Source organism: Sphingomonas faeni (assembly GCF_040407495.1).
In the GTDB taxonomy this organism is placed as follows: Bacteria; Pseudomonadota; Alphaproteobacteria; order Sphingomonadales; family Sphingomonadaceae; genus Sphingomonas; species Sphingomonas faeni_D.
Window position 1 is genome coordinate 455,445 of record NZ_JAPZPP010000003.1, and the last position, 23,354, is coordinate 478,798.

18 protein-coding genes and 1 riboswitch are annotated in these 23,354 nt (G+C 65.4%); of the genes, 6 read left to right on the plus strand and 12 right to left on the minus strand.

The annotated features are described in order from the left end of the window. Positions 1–4: 4 nt before the first annotated feature. Positions 5–178: a hypothetical protein gene (locus O6W96_RS12175; RefSeq protein WP_353469792.1), complete on the minus strand. Its 174-nt coding sequence runs from the start codon at positions 176–178 to the stop codon at positions 5–7. A 150-nt stretch (positions 179–328) separates the two neighbouring features. On the opposite strand from O6W96_RS12175, the gene O6W96_RS12180 reads away from it, so the two are divergent. Continuing rightward, the gene (locus tag O6W96_RS12180) at positions 329–922 is read left to right on the plus strand and encodes a lysozyme inhibitor LprI family protein (protein ID WP_353469793.1); all 594 of its coding nucleotides are present in this window, start codon (positions 329–331) and stop codon (positions 920–922) included. A gap of 11 nt (positions 923–933) precedes the next feature. On the opposite strand, the gene O6W96_RS12185 is transcribed toward O6W96_RS12180, so the two are convergent. The 3 genes from O6W96_RS12185 to O6W96_RS12195 all read right to left on the minus strand — a co-directional run bounded on the left by O6W96_RS12185 (position 934) and on the right by O6W96_RS12195 (position 9,750). After that, complete coding sequence (locus O6W96_RS12185) at positions 934–2,325, minus strand: HlyD family type I secretion periplasmic adaptor subunit (protein WP_353469794.1); 1,392 nt, start codon at positions 2,323–2,325, stop codon at positions 934–936. Beyond that, on the minus strand, positions 2,322–4,457 hold the full coding sequence (locus O6W96_RS12190; protein WP_353469795.1) for a type I secretion system permease/ATPase: 2,136 nt from the start codon (positions 4,455–4,457) through the stop codon (positions 2,322–2,324). Before O6W96_RS12190 ends, O6W96_RS12185 begins: the two co-directional genes overlap by 4 nt. A gap of 184 nt (positions 4,458–4,641) precedes the next feature. Beyond that, complete coding sequence (locus O6W96_RS12195) at positions 4,642–9,750, minus strand: hypothetical protein (protein ID WP_353469796.1); 5,109 nt, start codon at positions 9,748–9,750, stop codon at positions 4,642–4,644. A 280-nt stretch (positions 9,751–10,030) separates the two neighbouring features. On the opposite strand from O6W96_RS12195, the gene O6W96_RS12200 reads away from it, so the two are divergent. After that, entirely contained in the window at positions 10,031–11,332 is a 1,302-nt protein-coding gene (locus O6W96_RS12200) for a UDP-glucose dehydrogenase family protein (protein ID WP_353469797.1), read from the plus strand. Between the two features lie 51 nt (positions 11,333–11,383). On the opposite strand, the gene O6W96_RS12205 is transcribed toward O6W96_RS12200, so the two are convergent. The 3 genes from O6W96_RS12205 to O6W96_RS12215 all read right to left on the minus strand — a co-directional run bounded on the left by O6W96_RS12205 (position 11,384) and on the right by O6W96_RS12215 (position 16,030). Further along, positions 11,384–12,862 (minus strand): PepSY domain-containing protein, encoded by a 1,479-nt coding sequence (locus tag O6W96_RS12205; RefSeq protein ID WP_353469798.1) that lies wholly within the window; start codon positions 12,860–12,862, stop codon positions 11,384–11,386. Beyond that, positions 12,849–15,029: a TonB-dependent receptor gene (locus tag O6W96_RS12210; RefSeq protein WP_353469799.1), complete on the minus strand. Its 2,181-nt coding sequence runs from the start codon at positions 15,027–15,029 to the stop codon at positions 12,849–12,851. The genes O6W96_RS12205 and O6W96_RS12210 overlap by 14 nt, the downstream gene beginning before the upstream one ends. Before the next feature lie 102 nt (positions 15,030–15,131). Continuing rightward, a riboswitch (cobalamin riboswitch) is annotated at positions 15,132–15,358 on the minus strand. Positions 15,359–15,580: 222 nt separating this feature from the next. Further along, on the minus strand, positions 15,581–16,030 hold the full coding sequence (locus tag O6W96_RS12215) for a MarR family winged helix-turn-helix transcriptional regulator (RefSeq protein WP_353469800.1): 450 nt from the start codon (positions 16,028–16,030) through the stop codon (positions 15,581–15,583). 119 nt (positions 16,031–16,149) lie between these two features. Here O6W96_RS12215 and O6W96_RS12220 point away from each other — a divergent pair, with 119 nt between their 5' ends. Continuing rightward, the gene (locus tag O6W96_RS12220; protein WP_353469801.1) at positions 16,150–16,575 is read left to right on the plus strand and encodes an organic hydroperoxide resistance protein; all 426 of its coding nucleotides are present in this window, start codon (positions 16,150–16,152) and stop codon (positions 16,573–16,575) included. Between the two features lie 645 nt (positions 16,576–17,220). After that, positions 17,221–17,736, plus strand: a complete 516-nt coding sequence (locus tag O6W96_RS12225) for a MucR family transcriptional regulator (protein WP_353469802.1) — start codon at positions 17,221–17,223, stop codon at positions 17,734–17,736. 75 nt (positions 17,737–17,811) lie between these two features. On the opposite strand, the gene O6W96_RS12230 is transcribed toward O6W96_RS12225, so the two are convergent. The 5 genes from O6W96_RS12230 to rpmF form a co-directional block, all read right to left on the minus strand. Continuing rightward, positions 17,812–18,243, minus strand: coding sequence for a MerR family transcriptional regulator (locus tag O6W96_RS12230; RefSeq protein WP_353469975.1), 432 nt, complete (start codon positions 18,241–18,243; stop codon positions 17,812–17,814). Next, a complete protein-coding gene (locus O6W96_RS12235; protein WP_353469803.1) occupies positions 18,227–18,526 on the minus strand; it encodes an integration host factor subunit alpha in 300 nt (99 codons plus the stop codon). The genes O6W96_RS12230 and O6W96_RS12235 overlap by 17 nt, the downstream gene beginning before the upstream one ends. Positions 18,527–18,621: 95 nt before the next feature. Then, a complete protein-coding gene (locus O6W96_RS12240) occupies positions 18,622–19,590 on the minus strand; it encodes a beta-ketoacyl-ACP synthase III (RefSeq protein WP_353469804.1) in 969 nt (322 codons plus the stop codon). Beyond that, positions 19,587–20,615, minus strand: a complete 1,029-nt coding sequence (gene plsX, locus O6W96_RS12245) for a phosphate acyltransferase PlsX (RefSeq protein ID WP_353469805.1) — start codon at positions 20,613–20,615, stop codon at positions 19,587–19,589. Before plsX ends, O6W96_RS12240 begins: the two co-directional genes overlap by 4 nt. 41 nt (positions 20,616–20,656) lie before the next feature. Beyond that, complete coding sequence (gene rpmF, locus O6W96_RS12250; protein WP_056054400.1) at positions 20,657–20,836, minus strand: 50S ribosomal protein L32; 180 nt, start codon at positions 20,834–20,836, stop codon at positions 20,657–20,659. 237 nt (positions 20,837–21,073) lie between these two features. Between rpmF and O6W96_RS12255 the strand changes: the two genes are divergently transcribed. Next, positions 21,074–21,517: an MAPEG family protein gene (locus O6W96_RS12255; protein WP_353469806.1), complete on the plus strand. Its 444-nt coding sequence runs from the start codon at positions 21,074–21,076 to the stop codon at positions 21,515–21,517. Continuing rightward, on the plus strand, positions 21,514–23,139 hold the full coding sequence (locus O6W96_RS12260) for a M28 family metallopeptidase (protein WP_353469807.1): 1,626 nt from the start codon (positions 21,514–21,516) through the stop codon (positions 23,137–23,139). Before O6W96_RS12255 ends, O6W96_RS12260 begins: the two co-directional genes overlap by 4 nt. Positions 23,140–23,354: the final 215 nt, after the last annotated feature.

The window sequence follows — 23,354 nt, forward strand, 5'->3', positions numbered from 1 at the left end:
TGTTCTAGCGGTCGCGAGAGCCGTCTGCGGCGTACCGGGCGGCTTCACCCTGCGCGGCGAACACTGCCGCTTGGTCCAGATGTGCGCGACGCTCGCTCCGCGACGATGATTGCGCCGCATCCTCGAGCTTTGCCAGCACCAGTGCCTCATAGTCGATCCGTTCCAGCAGCTCAGACACGATAGCCCCTCAATCGTTTCTTGCAGCGCGAGATCAAGGTACGGGGAGCTGTCCCAGATGATGCGGCGAGGAACCTGGTATCGGATGAGACGGTCGGTCCGCTCGATCAGCCGATCAGCCGTGATGATAGCAGGCATCGGGAGTTTTCAGATGTTTTGGCGAAATCCCCAGACGACGCGTACACCGAAGCCGATCGTCGACCGCGTATCGAAGCCGGGCTTCTGCGACAGCGTCTCGGTATTGATAGCCATCGGGCTGATTGTCGGCGGGGCGCTCACGCAGAGTGGTTCCGCGCAGTCCTCCGGTGATCCGAACCTGCGGCGGCACTGGGCTCCGGCCTTCGACGTCGTGCTGCCCAAGGGCGTATCGTCGGATGACCTCAAGGGGCGGTGCTGGAAGCAACCGGCGCTGAATAGTTACGTGACCGAAGGCCGCCTCTGGATCGAGGATATCTACGGGCTTCCCTACGGCTATGTCGAAAACCACTGCCTGCGGGAGCAGCTGTCGAAGACGAACGCCGCGCTCGACGCCTCATACGGGACGCTCCTGCGATCGCTCGATCCGGCCGAACGCAAGCGTCTCGTCGCGTCCGAACGTCGCTGGATCGTTCGAAGGAACGACGCTTGCAACGTATCGGACGGTATCAGCTACGTCATGCTTGGCAGCTTTGTATGCCTCATGAACATGACGAGCGACCGCCTCGCATGGCTTGCGACATGGAAGGCGGACCGCCCGGCACGGTAGGCCGTTCTATCCTACCGCTCGCGCGCCGCTTCGGAGACGTCGCGCGATACCGGATCGAGCATGTAGTCGAGCAGGCGGCGGCGGCCGGTGCGGATGTCGGCGGTGACCGCGAGGCCGGGGGTCAGGGTCATCGGACGCCCGTCGGCGGTGACGGTGCGCTGGTCCATCGCGATCCGCGCCATGTAATAGGACGGCCCCTTCTCGTCCTGGACCGCGTCGCGGCTGACCGAGACGATCCGGCCCGGCACGGTGCCGAACCGCGTGAACGGATACGCCTCGAGCTTGAGCGCCACCGGCTGGCCGGCGTGGACGAAGCCCGCGTCGCGGTTGAGCAGCTTGGCCTCGACGGTCAGCTTGCCGTCGGGCACCACCACCATCAGCGCGCGGACCGGCTCGACCACGCCGCCGACGGTGTGGATCGCGAGCTGCTGGACGGTGCCGTCGACCGGCGCGACCAGCCGCTGCATCCGGCTCTGCTGGCTCGCCTTGGCGAGATCCTGGCGGCGCTGCATCGCGTCCGACTGCGCCTTGGCGAGATCGCCGAGCGCGGTCTGGCGCGCCTGTTCGCGCGAATGATTGAGTTCCTCGCCGAACCGCTGCGCTTCCGACAGCCCGCGCGTGCGCTGTTGCGCGGCGACGTCGCGGCTGCCCATCTCGCTGTGCCGCTGGCGCTGCATGTCGAGGACACGGAGCCCGCTGGCATAGCCGCGCGCCGCGAGCGTCTCGATCGCCTTGACCTGACGCTCCATCAGCGGCCGGTTGGCGTCGAGCGCGCGCATCTGGTCCCCTGCCCCTGCCGCATCGGCGAGGGCGGAGCGCCGTGCGGCGGCGAGCCCGGCATCGGCGGCGCGGGCGCTGCCGAGTTGCGCGGCGACCAGCCGGCGCTGCGTGTCGAGCACGTCGGCGGGCGTGCCGGGCGGCGCCGTGAAGACCCCGCGCCCGCCGCTCAGCCCGTCGACGATCGCGGCGTTGCGCGCGACGTCGATCTCGGCGGTGAGCAGCGCCTGGCGCGCCTGCGCTTCGTCGGCCGACGACAGCGTTGGATCGAGATCGACCAGCGGCTGGCCGCGCTTGACGACGTCGCCGTCATGCACCCAGATCCGCCGGACCAGCCCGCCGCTGACCGACTGGACCAGCTTGACGCTATCGGCGGGGATCGTTCGGCCCTCGGCGGTCGCGACGATATCGACATGGCCGAGCGTCAGCCATAGCCCACTCGCCGCCATCCCGCCGAGCAGCAGCCATGCGGTGATGCGCGCGGTCGGCGACACCGGGCGCTCGATCACCTCGAGCGCGGCGGGCAGGAACGCGGTCTCGAGCGGGATGCGGCGGTCGCGGCGGGTGGCGCGGTCCTCGATCCAGGCGCGACGGACGAGCGACAGGTGATGGGTGAGCGCGGTCATGAGGCGATTCCGTACAGGACGCCCATCTGGCGTCGGTAGAGGTCGGCGTAGCGGCCACCGTGGCTGAGCAGTTCGTCATGCGAACCCTGTTCGACCAGACGCCCTTTCTCGAGCGCGACGATGCGGTCGCACTGGCGGATCGCGGACAGCCGGTGGGCGATGATGATGACGGTGCGGCCGACCGCCATCTGCTTGAGGTTGGTCTGGATGATCTCCTCGCTCTCGGCATCGAGCGCGGAGGTCGCCTCGTCGAAGATCAGGATGCGCGGCTGGGTGACGAGCGCGCGGGCGATCGCGAGCCGCTGGCGCTGGCCGCCCGACAAATTGGCGCCGCGCTCCTCGATCATCGTGTCATAGCCTTGCGGCATCCGGCTGATGAACTCGTGCGCGCCGGCCATCTCGGCGGCGGCCATGACCTTGTCGATCGGCAGCGCGGGATTGGCGAGCGCGATATTCTCCCGCACCGTGCGGTTGAACAACACGTTCTCCTGCAGCACGACGCCGATCTGGCGGCGGAGCCACGCCGGATCGATCTGCGCGACGTCCACCCCGTCGACCAGCACGCGGCCGTTGGCGGGGACGTAGAGCCGCTGGAGCAGCTTGGTCAGCGTCGACTTGCCCGATCCCGACGAGCCGACGATGCCGAGCGTCGAGCCGGCGGGAACGACCAGGTCGATGTCGTCGAGCGTCCACGGGCCGTCGTCGGCGTAGCGGAAGCGGACGTTCTCGAACGTCACGCTGCCGCGGATCGCGGGCAGCGCGGTCTGGCTGCCGGCGCCCGGCTCGACGCGGTGGTTGAGGACGTCGCCGAGCCGCTCGACCGCGATCCGGACCTGCTGGAACTCTTGCCACAGCTGCGCCATGCGGATCACCGGGCCTGAGACGCGCTGCGCGAACATGTTGAACGCGACCAGCCCGCCGACGGTCAAATCGTGCGCGATCACCGCCTGCGCGCCGAAATACAGGATGGCCGCCATGTTGAGCTTGGAGATCAGCTGGATCGCGTTGTTGCCGGTGTTGCCGAGGTCGATCACGCGCTGGTTGGCGGCCGAATAGCCCGCGAGCCGGCGCTCCCACGCGTCCTGCCACTGCGGCTCGACCGCGGCGGCCTTGACCGTCTGGATCCCGGCGATGCTCTCGACCAGCAGCGCGTTGTTGGCCGCACCGCGTTCGAACTTGTCGTCGAGGCGGCTGCGCAGCGGCCCGGTCACGAGCAGCGCGACCGCGAGATAGGCGGGGATCGCGAGCACCGCGACGAAGAAAAGCTTGATCGAATACAGCGCCATCACCGCGAGGAAGACGACCGCGAACACCGGGTCGATCAGCACCGTCAGCGAGGCGTTGGTGAGGAATTCGCGGATCGTCTCGAGCTGGCGGACGCGCATCGCGGTATCGCCGACACGACGCGACTCGAAATAGCTCAGCGGCAGTCGCAGCAGGTGGCGGAACAGCCGCGCGCCAAGCTCTACGTCGATCTTCTGGCTCGTTTCCGAATAGAGCCGCGTGCGCAGCCAGCCGAACGCGGTCTCCCAGAACGACACCGCGACGAAGCCGATCGTCAGCACCGACAGCGTCGACAGCGTGCCGTGGACCAGCACCTTGTCGACCACGCTCTGGAAGAACAACGGCGCAGCGAGCCCGAGCAGGTTGAGCGCCAGCGTGATCAGCAGCACCTCGCCGATCAGCCGGCGATAGCGGACGATCTGCGGGATGAACCACGAGAAGTCGAACCCCTTGCTCGCCAGCGCCGCGCTCTCGCGCGTGGTGACCAGGACGAGCGTCCCCGACCACAGGGTCGCGAGCGTCGCGAGATCGATCTTTTCGACCGGCTGATGCGCGCGCTGGATCAGCACCTCGTCGCCCTGCATCCGGCCGATCAGGAACCAGCCGTCGGGCCCGTCCGCCAGCGCGGGCAGCGGCAGGCGCGCGAGATCCTCGGGCTTGGCGGTCCGCGTCTTGGCACGGACACCGTCGATACCCCCCGCCAACCGGACGAGCGCATCGGCGTCGAGCGAATGGAAATGGCCGAGACCGTGCCGCAACTGATCGGAATCTACCGCAATGCGGTGGATCGCCAGCAGCGCGGTAAGCGCGACCAGCCCGCTATCGTCCTGGATCGCCTGATACTTCATGCGCCCGGCCGGCCCGCAGCAGGAACACGGCCGGCCGGCGCACGGGCGGCGGGAATACGGACTGGGGTCATAACATCTTCCACAAAACCGATTCGGTGTTGTTTATGGTTAAGCCCTAAATCCTAATCGGATGTTGCGGTGCGGCGCGCTTCACCGCTTAAACCGGTACGCGCGCCGCAAAGCGTCAGCCGAAGGCGTAAACCCCGCTGCTCGCCGAGGTCTGGACGAGCTTGTGTGCCGCCGCCCCGGTCAGCGTGATCGTCGCCCCCTGATCGTATTTCACGGTCAGGTCGCTGCCCGAAATCTCCATCATCGGCTGATACCCCGATTTGGCGAACGCTGAGAGATCGAGCAGGTCGTGGCCCGCACCGAAGTCCTCGATCGTCGCCGAGGTACCCAGCGTGACGAGGAAGCGATCGTTGCCACCGCCGCCCGCGACGGTCGCACCGCTGCGGTCGACCAGCAGCAGTTCGTCCGCGACCGAACCGGTCACGCCGCCGACGCCGCCCACCAGGATCGCATCGTAGCCGGTCGCTGCACTCCGGGCATCGGCGATCGCATGGCCCGCGGTCGCAAAGCTCTCGGTCGTCGCCACGCCTGCGGCAGTGGTCGTCGTACGCCCGGTCATGACGCCTGCGGCATAGGTGCGGACGATGCTGCCGCCGCCGGTTAGCGCGGTCTTGCTCGCAGAGAGCTGGTCCTTCGCGGTATCGAAGGTCATCGTGGTGCGCCCGGTCGCATCGGTCACGACCTTGCTCTGCTCGCGGCCCGCGACGTCGAAATATTGCTGCGTCTGGCCGGTCGTATCGTTGACCTCGGCATAGGCACGGCTGCCGTCGGCGCGGGTGCGATCGACCGAGATTGTCTTGCCGGTCGAGTCGGTCTTGACCACGCCGACCGCATAGTCGGAGCCGGCAGGCATATAGACGGTATTGACGGCCGAACCGTCCGGCGCGGTCACGTATTTGCGCGTGACCGTGCCTGCCTGATCGTACAGCAGCGTCGTCCACTGGCCCTGCGCATCGACGGTGACGTCCTTGACCAGCCGGCCCGCAGTGTCGAAGCCGCGGCTGTGCGTGATGCCGTTCGATTCGTCGATCCGGGTCACCAGCGCACCGGTCGCCGCATCGTACTCGCTGGTCTGCGTGCTGCCGTTGCCGATCGTCGCGGCCTTCGTCTTTCGACCCTTGGCGTCGTAATAGGTCAGCAGGCTGGTGCCGTCGGGATTGCGCGTCTCGGTATAGTCGAGCGTCCCGTCGCCGTGCTTGCGCACGACCGAGACGACCACGCCCTTGCCGTCGACGAGCTGCGTCTGCGTGACGTAGGATTTGCCGGTGATGTTATACAGCGTGTTCTCGGCGGTGCCGTCGGCGCGCTCGATGAAGTTGCTCGTCAGCTTGCCGGCCGCATCGTACAGCGTCGTGTTCCAGCTGCCGGCGGCATCGACGATCACCGCGGTCGTGCGGATCCCAGCGGCGGTATACGTGTCAGCGGTGCGCGATCCGTCGGCAAGATACGCCTCGACGACCTTGCCGCCCGCCGCCAGTTGCGTCCGCCGGCTTGCAAGCTGCCCATTCGTATAAAGCGAGGTCGCGACGTCGCCGTTGACCAGCTGGCCGATATCGCGCGTGATCAGCCCGGTGGCCGCATCGAACTGTTGCGTATGCGTTTCGCCGGTCGCCGCGATCGCTACCGACTGGCTGAGCTTGCCCGCCGCGTCGTAGGTCTGGAGCAGACGCGCGCCGTCGGCGGCGTTGGTTTCCTGATACGCCAGGCTGCCATCGGCGTGACTGCGCACGACCAGCGTGACCTTGCCCTTGGCGTCGAACACGCTGCGCTCGGTTGTCCAGGCCTGTCCGGTAATGCCGAACGACTGCGTCTCGCCGCTGCCGTCGGCGTTCTTGATATAGCGCTTCGATACCGCACCCGTGCCGTCGAGGATCGACGTGGTCCAGGTGCCCGCGGTATCGACCGTCACTTCGTTGGTCTTCTTGCCGGCCGCGTCATAGGTCACCGTCGAGCGGCTGCCGTCGGGCAGGACCGAGACGATCTGTGCGACGATCCCGGCCTTGAAGCTGGTGGTGACCGTCCCGCCGGCCGCCGACTGGACGACGCGCGACACCATCGTCGCGGTTGCCGGATCATAGGTCAGCACCGTTCGCGTGCCGTCCTTGGCGACGTCGCCAGTCACCGTCGTCTCGGTCTGGCGGCGGCCCTGTGCATCGTACGCGGTCGTGATCTTCGATGTGCCCTGAACGATGTCGGTCGAGACCAGCCGGCCGTCCGCGGCACTGCGGGTCAGCGACACCATCTTGCCAGTGGCATCCGTCAGCTGGATTTCGGTGCTCCAGGCAAGGCCGGTGAGGCCGTAGGCACGGGTTTCACCGCTGCCGTCGGGATTGGCGACATACACCTTGGTAACCGCGCCCGAGGTCGCGTCGTAGAGCGTCGTCGTCTTCGTGCCGTCGGGGTCGATCTGCAACTGCGAGATCTTCGCGCCCGCACTGTTGTAGGTGTAGGTGACCTTGCCCTGCTCGCTGACCACGTCCTCGTTCACCAGGCCGCCGCCGCTATAGGTCTGGCTGCGGATGATCGTGCCGTTGGCCGCCAGTTCGAGCAGGCTCTTCAGCCCGCCGGTGGTCGGATCGTAGGTAGTGATCACGCGTCCGCCGCCGACCGCGGTGATGGTCTGGTTGAGCCTGTGGCCCGTCGCATCATAGGCCGTCGTGGTGCGGTTGCCGTCGGCTGCATACGAGTCGGTGTAGTCGAGCGTATTGTCGGCATGGCGCCGCACGACCGAGACGACCTTGCCCGCCGTGTCGGTGGTCTGGACTTCGGTCACATAGGATTTGCCGGTGACGTTGAAGCTGGTGACGATGCTACGCCCGTCGGTATATTGCACATAAGTGCGCTGAGGCTTGCCGGTCGTCGCGTCGAAAACCTGCGTGGTATAGGTCTTGGCGGTATCGACATCGACCTGCCGCGTCTTCAACCCGGTCGCGTCGAACGTCTCGGACGTGCGGCTGCCATCGGCGCGGACCAGCGTCCGGTCGCTCATCGCGCCGCCGACATAGGTGATCGTCGTCGTTGCCCCGGCCGCGGTCTGCACCACGCTGGACGCGAGCTTGGTCGTGGTCGCATCGTAGGTCAGCGACGTGCGCGTGCCGTCGGCCGCGTTCGTCACCTTGGTCAGCAACTGGCCGTTGGCGCCGAACGTGCTGGAGATTTTGCCGCCGTCGGCGAAGGTCTGCGCGGTGGTCACCGGGGTGCCATCGCCGCGCAGCCGCTCGACCAGAGTGACCACGCCCTTGGTGTTCACCACCTGATGCTCGGTCACATAGGCGAGCCCGGTCAGCTTGTACGCATAGCTCTCGCTGCTGCCGTCGGGCCGCTGCACGAACTTGCGCGAGACGTCACCGCTCGCGTCATATTGCAGCGTCGTCCAGACGTTCTTGGTATCGACCTGAACCTCGCTGACCCGCTTGCCGGCGGCATCGTAGGTGTCGGTGACCTTCGAGCCGTCCGCCGCGGTTATCGTGTAGGTCGACACGATACCGTTTTTGTAGACCGTCGCGGCGTTGCTGCCGTCCTTGCCCGCGACCGTCATCGATGTCGGCTTGCCGGTCGCGATGTCGTAGCTTGTGACGGTCCGCCCGAGCTTCGGATCGTCGATGATCGTCGCCGACTGCTTGCCCGTGGTATAGCTCTGGTCGCTGATCACGCCGGACGCATATTCGGTATGGATGTTCGAGATGACGCCGCCGAGATAGCCATAGTCGGCGGTCGAGACGAGGATCCCCTTGGCGTCGAACGCCTGTTCTTCCTTCCAGCCGACGCCGGTTTCCGTCACCTTGAACGAATAGCCGCCGCTGACCTTCGCCAGCACATCGCCGTACTTGGCGATCATGTACCGCATCGTCGATACCGAGGCGACGTTCAGCACCGCGCTGTCGATCAGCGCGATCGTCTTCAACCCGGTCGATCCGGCCAGCTTGTCGATCTGCGCGACCAGCCCGTCCGCGGTCGTGCTCAGCGCGGCGGGAACCGCGGTGGCGGTTTCGGTGTAGGCGGACTTCGACCCCACTTCGACGACCAGTGCGCGATCGCCGACCGCCAGCGTGATCTGGCTGACGTTGGTATAGGTCGCGATCGGCGCGCTGCCCCGCAGCGGATCATAGACATAGACCGTCTTCTGCAGGCCGCCGAGATCGATCGTGACGGTCTTCGTCGCCAGCGCGTTTTCGGACTGGGTCGTGGTGTTCCATAGATTGGCATCGCGCCACAGCAGGATGTCGTAGGCGCCGTTGGCCTTGGTCAGCGTCAGCGAATGGCCGTCCGCGGGCATGCCGCCGAGCGAATAGGCGGTCGCAGCGGAGGCCGCGGTGCCGGTGCCGGCATCGACGTAGGAGAGCAGGCTGGTCAGGTTATGGACCGCGGTCGCCGCCTGCTTGGGTGTGCCATCGGCATTGAACAGGCCGAAGTGGAACTCCTTTTCGGAGCCGTCCGGATTGAGGCTGCTGTCGAACAGTTCGTACAGGAAGGTCCGGCTCGATCCGTTCTCGAACGCGGTGAGCAATGCGTTCACTGTCAGCTTGGCCTGTGCGCTTTCGTTGACACCGAGGCCGGGGTCGCTCGACAGCGTGGTGTAGCCAGTCTCGGTGATGACGATCTTGTCGCCCTTGGACGCCGCCGCTGCGCGCGCCATCGATGCCTCCATCACCTTGTCGGACAGTCCGCCCGACGCGGTATAGGCGTGCGCGTTGGCAAAGTCGGAATAAGCGCCGAGATCGCCGATCGCCGCATAGGCGGACGGGCTTTCGAGTGCGACGGACAGGTTGATGACCGACACGCCCGACAGCCCGGCATTACCCTTAACCGCGGTATACAGCGCCTTCTGATACTCGACCGCCGCGGTCAGCGAGCCGCTGCCGTTATAGCTGAACTCCTGCGTGTTGACCTCGTTCAGCCCTTCGACCGCGACGATGCTGCCGGCATGCCGAGTCTGGAAGTCCGCGAGCGACGCGACATAGTTCGCCAGCCCCGACGCCCCGGTCGCGGGCAGGCCCGACGACGTCACAAAGTCGAATTTGACGCCGGCTGCGGCCATCGCGTTGACGACTGCGTTCCCGATACCCGACCCCGGCAACGTATCGCGCACCGTGCCGATACCCAGATAATTCAGACTGTTGATCGTCAGGCTGGCATTGCCGTACGCATTGTTCGCGTTGCCGGAGTGCGCGTTGACGCCGAGCGTGGACAGGAACGAGGTAGCGGAAGCGGGGGTGTTGGGCACGGTTTTGCATCTCCATGACGTCACCCGAGCAATCGCAGAAAGTCCTGCAACCAACCCTAAGCAAGGCCGTTAAATTTCGGTTAACCGTGTTATATTTGTAAAAATGTGTCGCGCTGCAGCAAAGCATTCGCAACGCGCCGAACAGCGCCATCCGGGCGACGGAACCAGGTGCGGGCCTTGCTAAAATGACCTAAACGCGGCACCAGCACGGCACACACGCTGCCATGCAGCATAGACAGTCTGCGTGCGTGCGGGCTTCGCAAGATGTGAGTAAACGACCATGCGGATCGCAGTAATTGGAACTGGGTATGTCGGCCTCGTGTCGGGGGCCTGCTTCGCCGACTTCGGTCATGACGTCGTCTGCGTCGACAAGGACGCGAGCAAGATCGACGCGTTGCATGCGGGTCGGATCCCGATCTTCGAACCGGGCCTCCAGGCGTTGGTCGAAACCAACGTCAGGGGCGGACGCCTGGCGTTCACCACCGACCTGAGCGAAGGCGTCAAGGGTGCCGAGGCGGTCTTCATCGCGGTGGGAACTCCGTCGCGTCGCGGCGATGGCCATGCCGATCTCGGCTATGTATTTGCCGCCGCTGCCGAAGTTGCAAAGGCGGTCAGCGGTTTCACCGTCGTCATCACCAAGTCGACCGTGCCGGTCGGCACCGGCGACGAAGTCGAGCGGATCCTGCGCGAGAACAACCCGGACGCGGAATTCGCGGTCGTCTCCAATCCCGAATTCCTTCGCGAAGGTGCCGCGATCGACGACTTCAAGCGGCCCGACCGCGTCGTCATCGGTGGTCATGACGAGCGCGCGATGGCCGTGATGCGCGAAATCTATCGTCCGCTGAGCCTGAACCGCTCGCCGGTGATCGAAATGTCGCGGCGCGGCGCCGAGTTGACCAAATACGCCGGTAACGCGTTCCTCGCGACCAAGATCACCTTCATCAACGAGATCGCCGATCTCTGCGAAAAGGTCGGGGCCGACGTTCAGGAGGTCGCGCGCGGCATCGGGCTCGACAACCGGATCGGTGCGAAGTTCCTTAATGCTGGGCCAGGCTATGGCGGCTCGTGCTTCCCCAAGGATACGCTGGCGCTGCTCAAAACCAGCCAGGATTACGAAGCGCCGCAGCGGATCGTCGAGGCGGTCGTCGCGGTCAACGAGAACCGCAAGCGCGCGATGGGCCGCAAGGTCATCGCGGCCATGGGCGACGAAGTTCGCGGCAAGACAGTCGCGGTGCTCGGCCTGACGTTCAAGCCGAACACCGACGACATGCGCGACAGCCCCGCCATCGCGGTGATCCAGTTGCTCCAGGACGCCGGCGCACGCGTGCAGGCCTATGATCCCGAGGGCATGGAACAGGCCGCCAAGCTGCTCCAGAACGTCGATTTCAAGGACGACACCTACGCGACGATGGAAGGCGCCGATGCGCTCGTGATCGTCACCGAATGGGACGCGTTCCGCGCCTTGGATCTGAAGCGCGTGAAATCGTTGCTGTCGGAGCCGATCCTGATCGATCTGCGCAACATCTACCCGCGCGACATCGTCGAGAACGCCGGCTTCACCTACATCGCGGTGGGCCGCTGAGACAGGCATCCGCTCGCGAGTACGGTCGGGATCACATTGGTTGCCGGCCGCTCACGGGCGCCGCCGTTGCAGCCTTTTCAAACCCAGTCTTTTCAAACCCAGCCAGACGCCGCTGATCGACGTCACCAGACCGGCGATCGATGCCAGCCACAACAGCAGATCCCAGATCGGGCGATGCTGCGTCAGTGCGTTGAGGTCCCATTTGTGAAGCAGGTCGAACGCCCAGCGATAGATGCGGCGGCGACGGTCGGCTGTCGCGAGTACCTCGCCAGTCGCGGGATCGACATACAGCCAGGTCGAGGCAGGGTCATCGAACTGCAGGCGTAGGATCGGCAGACGCGGCAAGCCGCCGACCTCGTACCAATAGGCGTCGGGCGTCGTCAGCCGGTCGAGCGCGATCAGCGATGCGCCTGCCTGACGGCGACGCGCGGCGGCGGCGATGGCGCGGATGGTGGCGCGCGCGGGCGCGAGCGACGCTGCGCTCAACGTGGTTCTGCGACCATTCCCATAGTCGAGGACGACGAGTGGCGTGTTCGCATAGTCGGTCAGTCGCGCGCGGACGGCGCCCGCGCCTGCGGTGGCGAGCCGATCGATCTGCACCGCGGGAACCTGATCGGCGGCGGCGTAGGTTTGGACCGCGGCTTCGGCAGGTGGGATGCTGCGAAACAGGTGTCCCGGATCGACCGAGAGCCAACCGCTGACGATCCACGCGATCAGAAAGCCGCCGCCTACCAGTCCCGCCAGGTGGTGCCACAGCATCCAGCCGCGATAGGGCGATGCGCGGCCACCGCTGAACCGGTGCCGGCCAAGCCGCGTCCGGAGAATTCCAATCCACATCCCCGCGATGGCCGCGGCAATGCAGGGTCCCGAAACCCACATCGCGACCTGGCGCCATGCCGCGTTATCCTGCCGCAGGACGGTCGGGTATAGCCAGTGCGGCACTGACCCGAGCCAGTTCCATAAGCGCTCGCGCCGCGTCGTCGATTGCACCACACTTCCTGTCGACGAGGAGACGTACAGCTCGCTTCCCAGCGGATCCGCCATTGTCACCTTCCACAAAGGGCGATGCTGGTCTAAGCCGCCGCCCACGGTCCACTGATCGCGCGCCAATCGCTCGGTGCCTGCCACTGAGGCATGACCAAAGCGGCGGGCGATACGCGCGGCATAGCCGGCATCGACCTGAGCGAGGACTGCTCCCCGGTGAGCCGAAATAGTCCGACGCTCGCCCTCCCATGTCTCGATCCGCCAGACCGGGATCCCGTCACGCATTTCGAGCAGCAGGTCCTGGGGCCACTGCCTGGTATCGAGCGGCGGCGGCACGTCCACCGCCCGCCAGTCGATCGGCTCCGCACGCGCCAGTTGCTCGGCTGGCGACAGCGAAGGGTAGGGGACGTAGATCATCACGAGCCCCGACGAAAACCACATCGCGAACAGCAGGCAGCTCGCAATCCCGATCCAACGGTGCACTAGATAGAGCCAGCGCCGGCCAAGCTTGGCGAGCGATGCGGGGCGGCGGCTAGAAACCGGCACGGAGCGAGACGTCCACCGCACGAGGACGACCCAGCACCCATTGCTGCACGCCGTAGCTGTTGATCGCATAGGCGGCATCGAACAGGTTGTAGACGTGAAGGTCCACGGCGACGCGCGGGGTAACCGCATAGGACAGCGTGGTATCGACCGTGGCATATCCCGGGATCCGGAAGTCGTTGGCATTGTCGGAGAATCGACGACCGACATAACGCAGCCCGGCGCGGGCCTGGACGGTCGGCGTCACGGTCCAGCGCAGCCACAGGTTCGCCATCGTCTCGGGCACGTCGGGCGGGGTGTTGCCCGCATAGTTCGCGGTCCCCGACAGGAAGTCGTCGAACCGGGCGTTCAGAACGCTGCCGTTCGCGTCGATCCCGAAACCCCTTGGCAGGTCGATCGAGACCGCGGCCTCGATACCCTTGGCGGAACGCTGTCCGATTTGCTCGATCGGGCTGGTCGGCGTAAGTTGCGCCAGCAGCCCCGTCTTGACGATGCGGTACGCCGCCAGCGTCGCCGTGCCGCGGCCGTCGAGGAACACCGCCTTGGCACCGATCTCGATCTGATTGCCCACGGCGTTACTGAACTGGACTTGGCCCGTCGAATAGGTGGTCAGCGTCCCCAGCGGGTCGACCCCGGTCGCGTACTGGGCATAGAGCGAGACGGTCGGGATCGGCTGGTAGACGCTGCCGACGCGCCAGGTCGTGTTGTGCAGCCGCTTGTCGAGCGCGAACGCCTCGGTGGCGCCGTCGATCGTCCAGCGCTGGATCCTGTCGCGTTCGTAGCGGAGGCCACCGACGATCGAGACTTGGTCGCCGAGCTTCAGCCGGTCCTCGGCAAACACCGCATATTCGGTTGTCCGCGTCCGATAGCGCGGCGCGATCCCCTGGGTGTCGACGATGACGCCCGGATCGAAGTTGTACGGATCGACCTCCGACACCTGCGGCTCGGCACCGAAATTATGCGAATAGGTCAGCTTGACCAAGTTCATGTCGAACCCAATGACGACGTCATTGGACAGGCCATCCGCGATCGGCGTCCTGAACGTCACACTCCCCTGATCGCCCCATTGCGTCTGGTCGTGGACGATGCCGGTCATGTCGGTGCGGTAGATGCTGCCGGGCGTGGCCGCGCCGCCACCGTTGCCGTTCGGACAGCTACGATCGGTTGCGACCCAGCAATAGCTTTCGAGGTTGAGCCAGGATCGCTTCGATGTCAGCCGATACGCCTGGTTGCTGACGGTCAGCGCGGTCGATGGTGTCCAGTCGACCTGGATGCTGGTGCGGTTGTCGCGAAAGCGGACATAGCCGTCGCGCGGGTTGTAGTTGCGGTGACGGTTGTCGTCGTCGAGCCGGCCGTCGATCAACGGCGTACCGAAATAGCGCATCGGGTTCTGGTTGCCGTAATCGTCGCGAACCGTGATGGCGAGCGTATCGGTCGGCGCCCAGCGCAGTGTTGCGGACAGCGCGTAGCTGCGCGATTGCCCTCGGTCGACATACCCGTCCGACCGGCGGTAGCTGCCGTCGACGCGGTAGGACAGGTGTTCGCCTGCCGGTCCCCCGGCGCCCGCTGCGACATGGAAGGTGTCTTGAGAGCCATAACCGATCTCGCCATCGATTTCGGTGTGCTTGGTATTCGGCTTGCGCATCAGCACGTTGACCGCGCCGCCGAGCGCGCCCTGACCGTACAGCACCGAGGCAGGCCCGTTGAGGATGTCGATCCGCTCGACCATCCATGGATCGGTCGGGAACGTCAGCGTCCCGGCCGCGGGAAACAGCCGCACGCCGTCGATCAGCTGGAGCACCGACCCCTGGCCGCTGAAGCCACGCGCCGCGAGCGCAGTACCGCCATTGCCAAGATTGCCGACGCTGGTGATGCCCGGTGCGCGGCTTTCCGCATCGGCGATCGTCATGTCGCCTCGCGCGCGGATCGTGGCGCCGTCGATGACCGACAGCGTCGCCGGCGTCTCCAGCGGTGACAGGTTGAGCCGGCTGGCCGTTCCGTTAGGCACCGTCAGGTCCGCCGCGTGGCGACCGGTGACCAGAATGTCCTCGGATGTGGGTTCGGCGGCTTGCGCATCGGCCGCCGACGGCAACCCGATGACGAAGCCGGCGGCGATGCAGGCGTAATGACGTTTGCGGCGTGTGCCGATCGTGATGCTCATGGTCTTCATACCCCGGTGAAGGGCGAAGAAGACGGATGGACACGAAACAGGCCGCGTTCGGATTGTCCGGCCGCGTGCATGCAAGCAGCCAGCCCGGAATCCCCGCCGGTGGACGTTATCGCGTCGGAGGCAGGTCTCCTGGCTCGCGGGTCATAACGCCGGTCTAGCCTTCCCGGCGGGTTCTACCGCCAGTGACACTCGTCGACCGTCGCTCGCCGCTTACAGTTGCGGGGGCAGCGCCGGCCTGGGACCTGGTTCCTCAAAGGAGATCCGCACCGGCTTCCCGTCTTAGCTTCGGGACGATTGCGCGACCGAAGAACCTCGACACGCGCCGTTTCCCAGCTTCCCGTAGGACGGTCAAGCAAGATATAAAGAATTCTTTATATGACGTTATTCTACCGATAGTTAGTCTTGGCGAAAGACCGACCGCACAGCTCGGCTAATGCGGCTAATGGTGTCAGGGGCGCTCGGTCATGAAGGATGGCGGCGAGCACGCCATCCTCCATGACCGCTGTGTCTTAGACCACCCGATCCCGCTTACAGCGGCAGAGACACCGATTTTACGATGAAACTGTTCGGCTGCTTGCCAGTGCACGGCGGAGCGCGGCAACTTCGCTATTGAGCGCCGTGAGACGTTCGAGCGTCATCCCCGAGCGTTCCACGATCAGCGGCCCGAGGCATCCGGTCTCAGCCCAACGGACCTTGCCGGCTTCGGTCAGGCGCACCCGAATCTGGCGTTCGTCCGCGGGGTTGCGGACGCGCGTTACCAGCCCCGCGGCCTCCAGCCGCTTCGCCAATGGCGTGATGGTGCTTGGCTCGAGCGCCAGCCGTTCCGCTATCGCCCCGATCGAACAGCCGTCCTCCGCCCCGTTCAACGTCTGGAGCACGAGAAACTGCGGATAGGTGATGCCCAGCCGATCGAGCGCAGGCTTGTATGCGCGATTGATGGCGATGGTCGCGGCGTAGAGCGAAAAACAGAGCTGGTCGTCGAGCGGCAGCGGGTCGGACACGGCGGGACTCCTTATCGCCATCGTTTACCACAAAAATCTTTACCGCGACAAATTATACTAGACGCCGGTACCGACCCTTCCTAGATACTTATCGCGATAACGAAAATTGGAGACGCAGCATGTCGATCGATGTGAAGTATACTACCGAAGCCACGGCGACCGGCGGTCGTGATGGCCATGCGCGTTCGCAGGACGGCCGTTTCGATGTGGCGCTTTCGACGCCCAAGGAATTGGGCGGTGCCGGCGGCGAGGGCAGCAATCCCGAGCAATTGTTCGCGGCAGGCTATTCCGCGTGCTTCATTGGCGCGCTGAAGGTCGCTGGTCAGCAACTGAAGATGAAGATACCCGAAGACGTCGCGGTTACCGCCAAGGTCGGTATCGGTCCGCGTTCGGCGGGTGGCTTCGGCATCACCACCGATCTGACCGTCTCGCTGCCGGGTATCGCCCGCGACGAAGCGGAAAAGTTGGTCGACGCGGCGCATCAGATCTGCCCGTATTCGAACGCGACGCGCGGTAATGTCGACGTGGGCCTGACGCTGGTCTGATACCGATGAATATTGGTGTCTGACCTACCGGTACCCTGTCGATAGGTAGCGAGCAGTCTGGCTGACTGCTCGCTTCTCGATCCTTCCCAACGCCTATCGGGCAAACGCCTATTCCGACATTCGTTGGAGCGCGGGGAGGGCCTGTCTGCAACGTTCCGCCGCGTTACGTGTGAGGAATGATCGACACGACCGCTACCCAAGTTCCGCAAAGCTCTCGATCCACTATGGCTCTGGTTTCGACTGGATCGTGAAAGGTCGTTACATATGATACTGCATCGCATAGTATCGATCGGCTCATGATCACCTTCGCGTAGATGTTTGGCACGGCGTTCCTTAATCATACGCATCCGATTCGCGCTCCGCAGCGAACCAAATTGCTAACCGCGTTATCGAACGAACTGCGGCCCAAAGTCTTGGTGTGCCTTCCGCCGATTGCGAGCGCGTTGGGGTAAATCAGATGGTCCGATTCCAAGTGCGCCGGTCCGACTATGTCGGCACCGCGGACGCCACGAGAAATCATGAGTGGGTTTGACATTCCTCGGTCGGAATACTGGCAGGTAATTACCCGCAAACATGGAGTATTAATTCGGTAGCAAAGCCTGTAGGCGGTCGCCGGGGGATACATGATGAATTCAAGGAAATAGCGTGACGGATACGATTAACACGGTTGAACTCGCTGCCGAACTGACGGCAGCATGGCTTGCAAACCCCAACACGCGCACTGCGGCCGATGACGTGCCGGCATTTCTGGTGGCGATGCACGCCGCTGTTGCAAAGCTTTCGGGTGATGGTGAAGCCGAGCCGGAAGCTGCTGCGGTTCCCGCGTCGGAGCCTGCGGTTTCGGTGCGCAAGTCGCTAGCGTCGCCGGACCACATCATATCGATGCTGGATGGCAAGAAGTACAAGACGTTGCGTCGTCATCTTTCGACCAATGGTTTGACGCCCGAGCAGTACCGCGAGCGCTTCAACCTGAAGCCGGACTATCCGATGGTCGCGGCGACCTATTCGGAAGCCCGTCGCGCGATGGCGAAGTCGATCGGTCTCGGTCGCAAGGCCGGAACGACCGTCGAAAAAGCTGCCGATGGTGCAGCCAAGACGGTGCGCAAGACCGGCAAGGCAGCACTCGATGCCGCCAAGAAGACGCTCGGCAGCGACGCCTGAGACACGCGGGGGAGGGTTGAGCCTTCCCCCGTTTTTCTCACGACAGGTTTTCGAACGCCTACCGGCGGAGCGCGCTCAGGCGGCGTCCTCGATTAACGCCTGTGCCAGAAGGGCCCGGATCGCTTTCAATGCGGGAAGCGGTGATTCCACCTGTGCTGGGATAGCCGAAAGCGGGGCGACTGGTGCGGACTTCTCGCCGGCGAGCAACTGCTGCACCCCGCGCACGGTATAGCCTTCGCGGTTCAGCAACGTGTCGATCCGCCGGACCAGTGCCACGTCCTCGGCGCGGTAATAGCGACGATTGCCGGCGCGCTGAAGCGGTCGAAGTTGAGGGAACCGCGTTTCCCAATAGCGCAGGATATGTTGCGGCAGTCCGGTGTCGGCGGCCAGTTCGCCGATCGTGCGAAATGCCGCCGCGGCCTTGGTAGCAGGCGTCGAATCAGCCTCGCCAGTCGAGGGCGCGCCGTCGTCGGCGTCGCCGGGCATTGCTTCAGCCGGCACCGACAATGCGCTCACGCATCATCTGGCTCGCACGGAACGTGAGGACGCGACGTGGTGCGATCGGCACTTCGATACCGGTCTTCGGATTGCGACCAACGCGCTCTCCCTTGTCACGGAGCACGAACGTTCCGAATCCGGAGATCTTGACGTTCTCGCCTTCGGATAATGCGCCGCACATCTCCGACAGGATCTGTTCGACGATCTTCGACGAATCCGCCCGCGACAATCCAACCTCGCGGTGAAGCGATTCAGCCAGGTCGGCCCGCGTCAAAGTACCGGTCATCGTCATTTGCAAGCTCCAGTCTCGGCGATCCTCCTACACAAGCAGCGAGGCGACCGGAAGAACTTTTGTTCTAGAAGCGAATCGACCTGTTTCGGCTGGGTTTAGAAGCGGATAACCGCAGCGCCCCAGGTAAATCCGCCGCCCATCGCTTCCAGCACGACGATCTGGCCCTGTCGGACACGTCCATCGCGCACCGCGACGTCGAGCGCCAATGGGACCGAGGCCGCAGAGGTGTTGGCATGCTGATCCACCGTGACGACCACCTTTTCCGGCGCGAGGCCGAGCTTGCGCGCAGTGGCATCGAGAATGCGGGCGTTCGCCTGATGCGGCACGACCCAGTCGACGTCGGACGATTCGAGCCCTGCCATCGCCAGCGATTCGGTCATCACCGATGCCAGGTTGGTGACTGCATGACGGAACACCTCGCGGCCCTTCATGCGCAGCTTGCCGACGGTGCCGGTCGTCGAGACGCCGCCATCGACATAGAGAAGCTCGTTGTGACGGCCGTCCGCGTGCAGCTTGGTCGTCAGGATGCCGCGACCGCCTTCATCCGCGGTGTCCTGCGCTTCGAGCACGATCGCGCCGGCGCCGTCGCCGAACAGCACGCAGGTCGTCCGGTCCTCCCAGTCGAGGATGCGGCTGAACGTCTCGGCACCGATCACCAGCGCGCGCTTGGCGACGCCGCTGCGGATCATGCTGTCGACGACCTGCACCGCGTACAGGAAGCCCGAGCAGACCGCCGCGACGTCGAACGCGACGCAATCGTCGATGCCGAGCATCGCCTGCACCTTGGTGGCGCTGGCGGGGAAAGTCTGGTCCGGCGTCGCGGTGGCGAGCACGATCAGGTCGATGCTTCCGGCCTCGATACCGGCAGCGGCCAGCGCGGCGCGACACGCGTCGGCGGCGAGCGTCGCGGTCGTCTCGCCTTCGCCGGCGATGTGGCGGAAGCGGATGCCGGTGCGCTCGACGATCCACTCGTCGCTGGTATCGACCTGCTCCGCGAGCTCGGCGTTGGAGACGCGGCGCGCGGGCAGGGCGGAGCCGGTGCCGATGATCACAGACCGGATCATGCCGCCTTCTCCACGCTGCCGAGGTCGTCGGCGATCCGCCGGACCAGATCGTTACGAACCATCTTGGCGGCATTGCCGATCGCCGTCGCCACGCCGCGCTCGGTGGCGCCACCGTGGCTCTTCACGACGATACCGTTGAGCCCCAGAAACACAGCGCCGTTATGATTGTTGGGATCCAGGTGATCGCGCAGCAATTCGGTCGCCGGGCGCGAGATCAGGAAGCCGAGCTTCGACCGCACCGAACTGCGGAACGCGCGCTTGAGCAGGTCGGCGACGAATCGCGCGGTGCCCTCGGCGGTCTTCAGCGCGATGTTGCCCGAGAATCCGTCGCACACGACGACGTCGACCTCACCGCGCGACAGCCGGTCGCCTTCGATGAAGCCGTTGAACTGCATGTCCACGGCGGGCGTCGCACGCAGTTGCGCGGCCGCATCGCGGATCTCGTCGGTACCCTTCATGTCCTCGCTGCCGATATTCAGCAGCGCGACGCGGGGGTGCGGGATGTCGAGCGCGGTGCGGGCATAGGCGGCGCCCATGATCGCGAACTGGACGAGGTTGCGCGCATCGCACTCGGTGTTCGCACCGAGGTCGAGCATCACCATGTCGGTGTCGCCGAGCGTCGGCAGACGCGCCGCGAGTGCCGGCCGGTCGATTCCGGGCAGCATCCGCAGCGATATCTTCGCCATCGCCATCAGCGCGCCGGTATTACCCGACGACACCGCAGCGGCCGCACGACCCTGTTTGACCAGGTCGATCGCGATGCCCATCGACGTCTTCTTCGCGCGCCGGATCGCCTGGCTCGGCTTTTCGCTCGAACCGACGACTTCGGGCGCGTGGACGATCTCGGAGTTCTGCGACAGGTTCGGATGAGCTTTCAGCCCCTCGCGAATCGCAGTCTCGTCACCGACCAGGAAGAAGTGCGTGCCCTCGTATCGATGACGCGCGCGTGCGACGCCGGCGAGCATCACTGCCAGCCCGTCATCGCCACCCATCGCATCGACCGCGATCCAGCCGCTGTCGGGCATCGCTTATCCTTCGTTCAAGTTAGAGGTTCCGGTTGGAAGCCTCAGCCCTCGATCGAGAGGATTTCACGACCGTTATAGTGACCGCACGAACCGCACAGGTTGTGCGGACGCTTCAGCTCGCCACAGTTGGGGCATTCCTGGAACGACGCGATCGTGAGCGAGTCGTGGCCACGGCGCATGCCGCGCTTGGAGGGCGAGGTTTTTCTTTTGGGGACGGCCATTTCGGCACCTTGTTCAATCTAAAGGTCGGGGCTCCGAGTACGTCCGGACACGGGACACAGGCAACCGACATGAATGCCGGCCGCCCGAAGCAACCCATGCGGCCTGACGCTCGCGAAGCGTGGCGCTATAGCGATTTCGCCTCGCGTTGCAAGCTTCTGCCCCCCAAGTTGCAACCCCCGATCTCGAGTGGCAGGGCACGCGCCTGACAAAAGACCTGATATTCGAGGGGCAACGCCGTGATATTACCCGTAACGCTGACGATCGCCGCGGCCGCCGCCGTCGTCAACCTGTGGCTCGCCTTCCGAATCGTGCCGATGCGCGTGAAGGAGAGCGTGCTGATCGGCGACGACGGCAACCAGCGCCTGCAGGCGCGGATGCGCGCGCACGCCAACTTCACCGAATACGCGCCGTTCATCCTGATCCTGATGGGGCTGATCGAGCTCGCCGGCGGATCGACGCTGTGGCTGTGGATCGCCGGTGGGGTGTTCGTGATTGCGCGAATCGCCCATGCGTTCGGGATGGACCGGACGACGTCGAGCGTACCGCGGGCAGGGGGCGCGCTCGCGACCTGGGCGCTGATGGCGGTACTCGCCGGCTGGGCGCTGACGATCGCGTATCAGGCGAACAGCGTGCCCGCTGCCAAGACCTTCCAGGTCGTGCCGTCGGGTGGCCGGGCATGAGCGCGCTTCGTTTATGGGGTGCCGCCACGCTGCTGGCCGCGTCGCCGGCCGCCGCGCAGGTCTCGCCGGAGCGGTTGTCCGCCGACGTGAAGACGCTCGCCTCCGACTCTTTCGAAGGCCGTGCGCCCGGAACGCCGGGTGAGACCAAGACGATCGCCTGGCTGATCGCGCAGTTCAAGGCGATGAAGGCACAACCCGGCGGCCCGAACGGCAGCTGGACGCAGCCCGTGCCGCTCGTTCACACGCGAATGGGGGCGGGCACCGTCCGCGCCGGCGACACCGCGCTGGTGCAGGGCCGTGACGTGTACCTCAGCACCGTCCGCGGCGTCGATCGCGTCGCGATCGCCAACGCACCGATGGTGTTCGTCGGCTACGGCGTCACCGCGCCCGAGCGCGGCTGGGACGACTTCAAGGGCCTCGACCTCAAGGGCAAGGTGGCCGTGTTCCTCGTCAACGATCCCGACTTCGAGGCGGCTGCGGGCGACGATGCGAAGGGCAAGTTCGGCGACCGCCGGATGACCTATTACGGCCGCTGGACGTACAAATACGAGGAGGCCGCGCGACGTGGCGCGGTCGGCGCGCTGATCGTGCACGACACGGCGGGCGCGGGGTACGGCTGGAACACCGTCACCGCCCCCGCTGGCGAGAATTACGACATCGTCCGGAAAGACCCTGAGTCGCGGGTGATGCTCCAGGGCTGGCTCGAAGGTGGTGCGGCGACCCGGTTGTTTGCGGCCTCGGGCCTCGATCTGGCGGCGTTACGGAAAGCGGCGCGGCGGAGCGACTTCCGCCCGGTCGCGCTGAAGCAGGCGTTCACCACCGACCTGCCGGTCAAGCACGACACCGCCGTGAGCCAGAACGTGCTCGCCAAGCTGCCGGGCACGAAGCACGCGGACGAGGTCGTGATGTTCGGCGCACACTGGGACGCCTACGGCATCGGCGCGCCCGATGCGCAGGGGCGCACCATCCGCCCCGGCGCCAACGACGACGGCCTCGGCGTGGCGGGCGTCCTCGAACTCGCGCGCAATTTCGCCAAGGCCCCTCGCACCGACCGCAGCCTCGTCTTCGCGCTGTGGAGCGGTGAGGAGCGCGGGTTGCTGGGCTCGGAGACCTATGCGGTGAACCCGGTCTATCCGGCCGCCAAGACGGTCGCCAACCTGACGCTCGACATCCTCCAGACGGCGGGGCCTGCGAAGGATGTCATGCTGGTCGGTGCAGGCCAGAACAGCCTCGAAGACATGCTGGGCGATGCCGCTAAGGCGCAAGACCGTGTCGTTACGCCGGAAGCGTTGCCCGAACGCGGGCTGTTCTACCGCGCCGACCATTTCTCGGTCGCGCGGCGCGGCGTGCCGACGCTGCTGCTGATGGCGATCAGCGGCGCGCCCGATCTGGTCGAGGGTGGTCGGACCGCGGGGCAGGCTTGGCTCGACGGGTATATGAAATGCTACCACCAGACGTGCGACGCCTGGGGCGCAGACTGGGACCTGCGCGGTGCTGCGCAGGATGTGGACCTGTTCAAGACGATCGGCACGAAGCTGGCGAACAGCCGGTTGTGGCCGGAGTGGCGCGACGGGTCGGAGTTCAAGTCGGTGCGGGCTGAAAGCGCAAGCGAGCGGAAGTAAGACCCGTCCTCACGCTGGCAACCACCCCGGCGGAGGCCGGGGCCCAGTTGGAAAGGTGGCAATAACGGAGTGCGACGCCAGCCAATCTTCGTCCCCCAACTGGGCCCCGGCCTTCGCCGGGGTGGGGCCGTTGAATGGTGGTCTCCTGTTTCTTGCTCCCCCGCGAAGGCGGGGGCCCGGGGGCCAAGCGTACCGCCCCTGGTTAAGTCTGGGCC

Bases quoted from the DNA above. Each gene is read 5' to 3' on its own strand.
- rpmF (WP_056054400.1), bottom strand. From the start codon at position 20,836: ATGGCCGTCCCCAAAAGAAAAACCTCGCCCTCCAAGCGCGGCATGCGC.
- plsX (WP_353469805.1), bottom strand. From the start codon at position 20,615: ATGCCCGACAGCGGCTGGATCGCGGTCGATGCGATGGGTGGCGATGAC.
- O6W96_RS12180 (WP_353469793.1), top strand. From the start codon at position 329: ATGTTTTGGCGAAATCCCCAGACGACGCGTACACCGAAGCCGATCGTC.
- O6W96_RS12220 (WP_353469801.1), top strand. From the start codon at position 16,150: ATGTCGATCGATGTGAAGTATACTACCGAAGCCACGGCGACCGGCGGT.
- O6W96_RS12235 (WP_353469803.1), bottom strand. From the start codon at position 18,526: ATGACGATGACCGGTACTTTGACGCGGGCCGACCTGGCTGAATCGCTT.
- O6W96_RS12185 (WP_353469794.1), bottom strand. From the start codon at position 2,325: ATGACCGCGCTCACCCATCACCTGTCGCTCGTCCGTCGCGCCTGGATC.
- O6W96_RS12260 (WP_353469807.1), top strand. From the start codon at position 21,514: ATGAGCGCGCTTCGTTTATGGGGTGCCGCCACGCTGCTGGCCGCGTCG.
- O6W96_RS12210 (WP_353469799.1), bottom strand. From the start codon at position 15,029: ATGAAGACCATGAGCATCACGATCGGCACACGCCGCAAACGTCATTAC.
- O6W96_RS12240 (WP_353469804.1), bottom strand. From the start codon at position 19,590: ATGATCCGGTCTGTGATCATCGGCACCGGCTCCGCCCTGCCCGCGCGC.
- O6W96_RS12190 (WP_353469795.1), bottom strand. From the start codon at position 4,457: ATGAAGTATCAGGCGATCCAGGACGATAGCGGGCTGGTCGCGCTTACC.
- O6W96_RS12200 (WP_353469797.1), top strand. From the start codon at position 10,031: ATGCGGATCGCAGTAATTGGAACTGGGTATGTCGGCCTCGTGTCGGGG.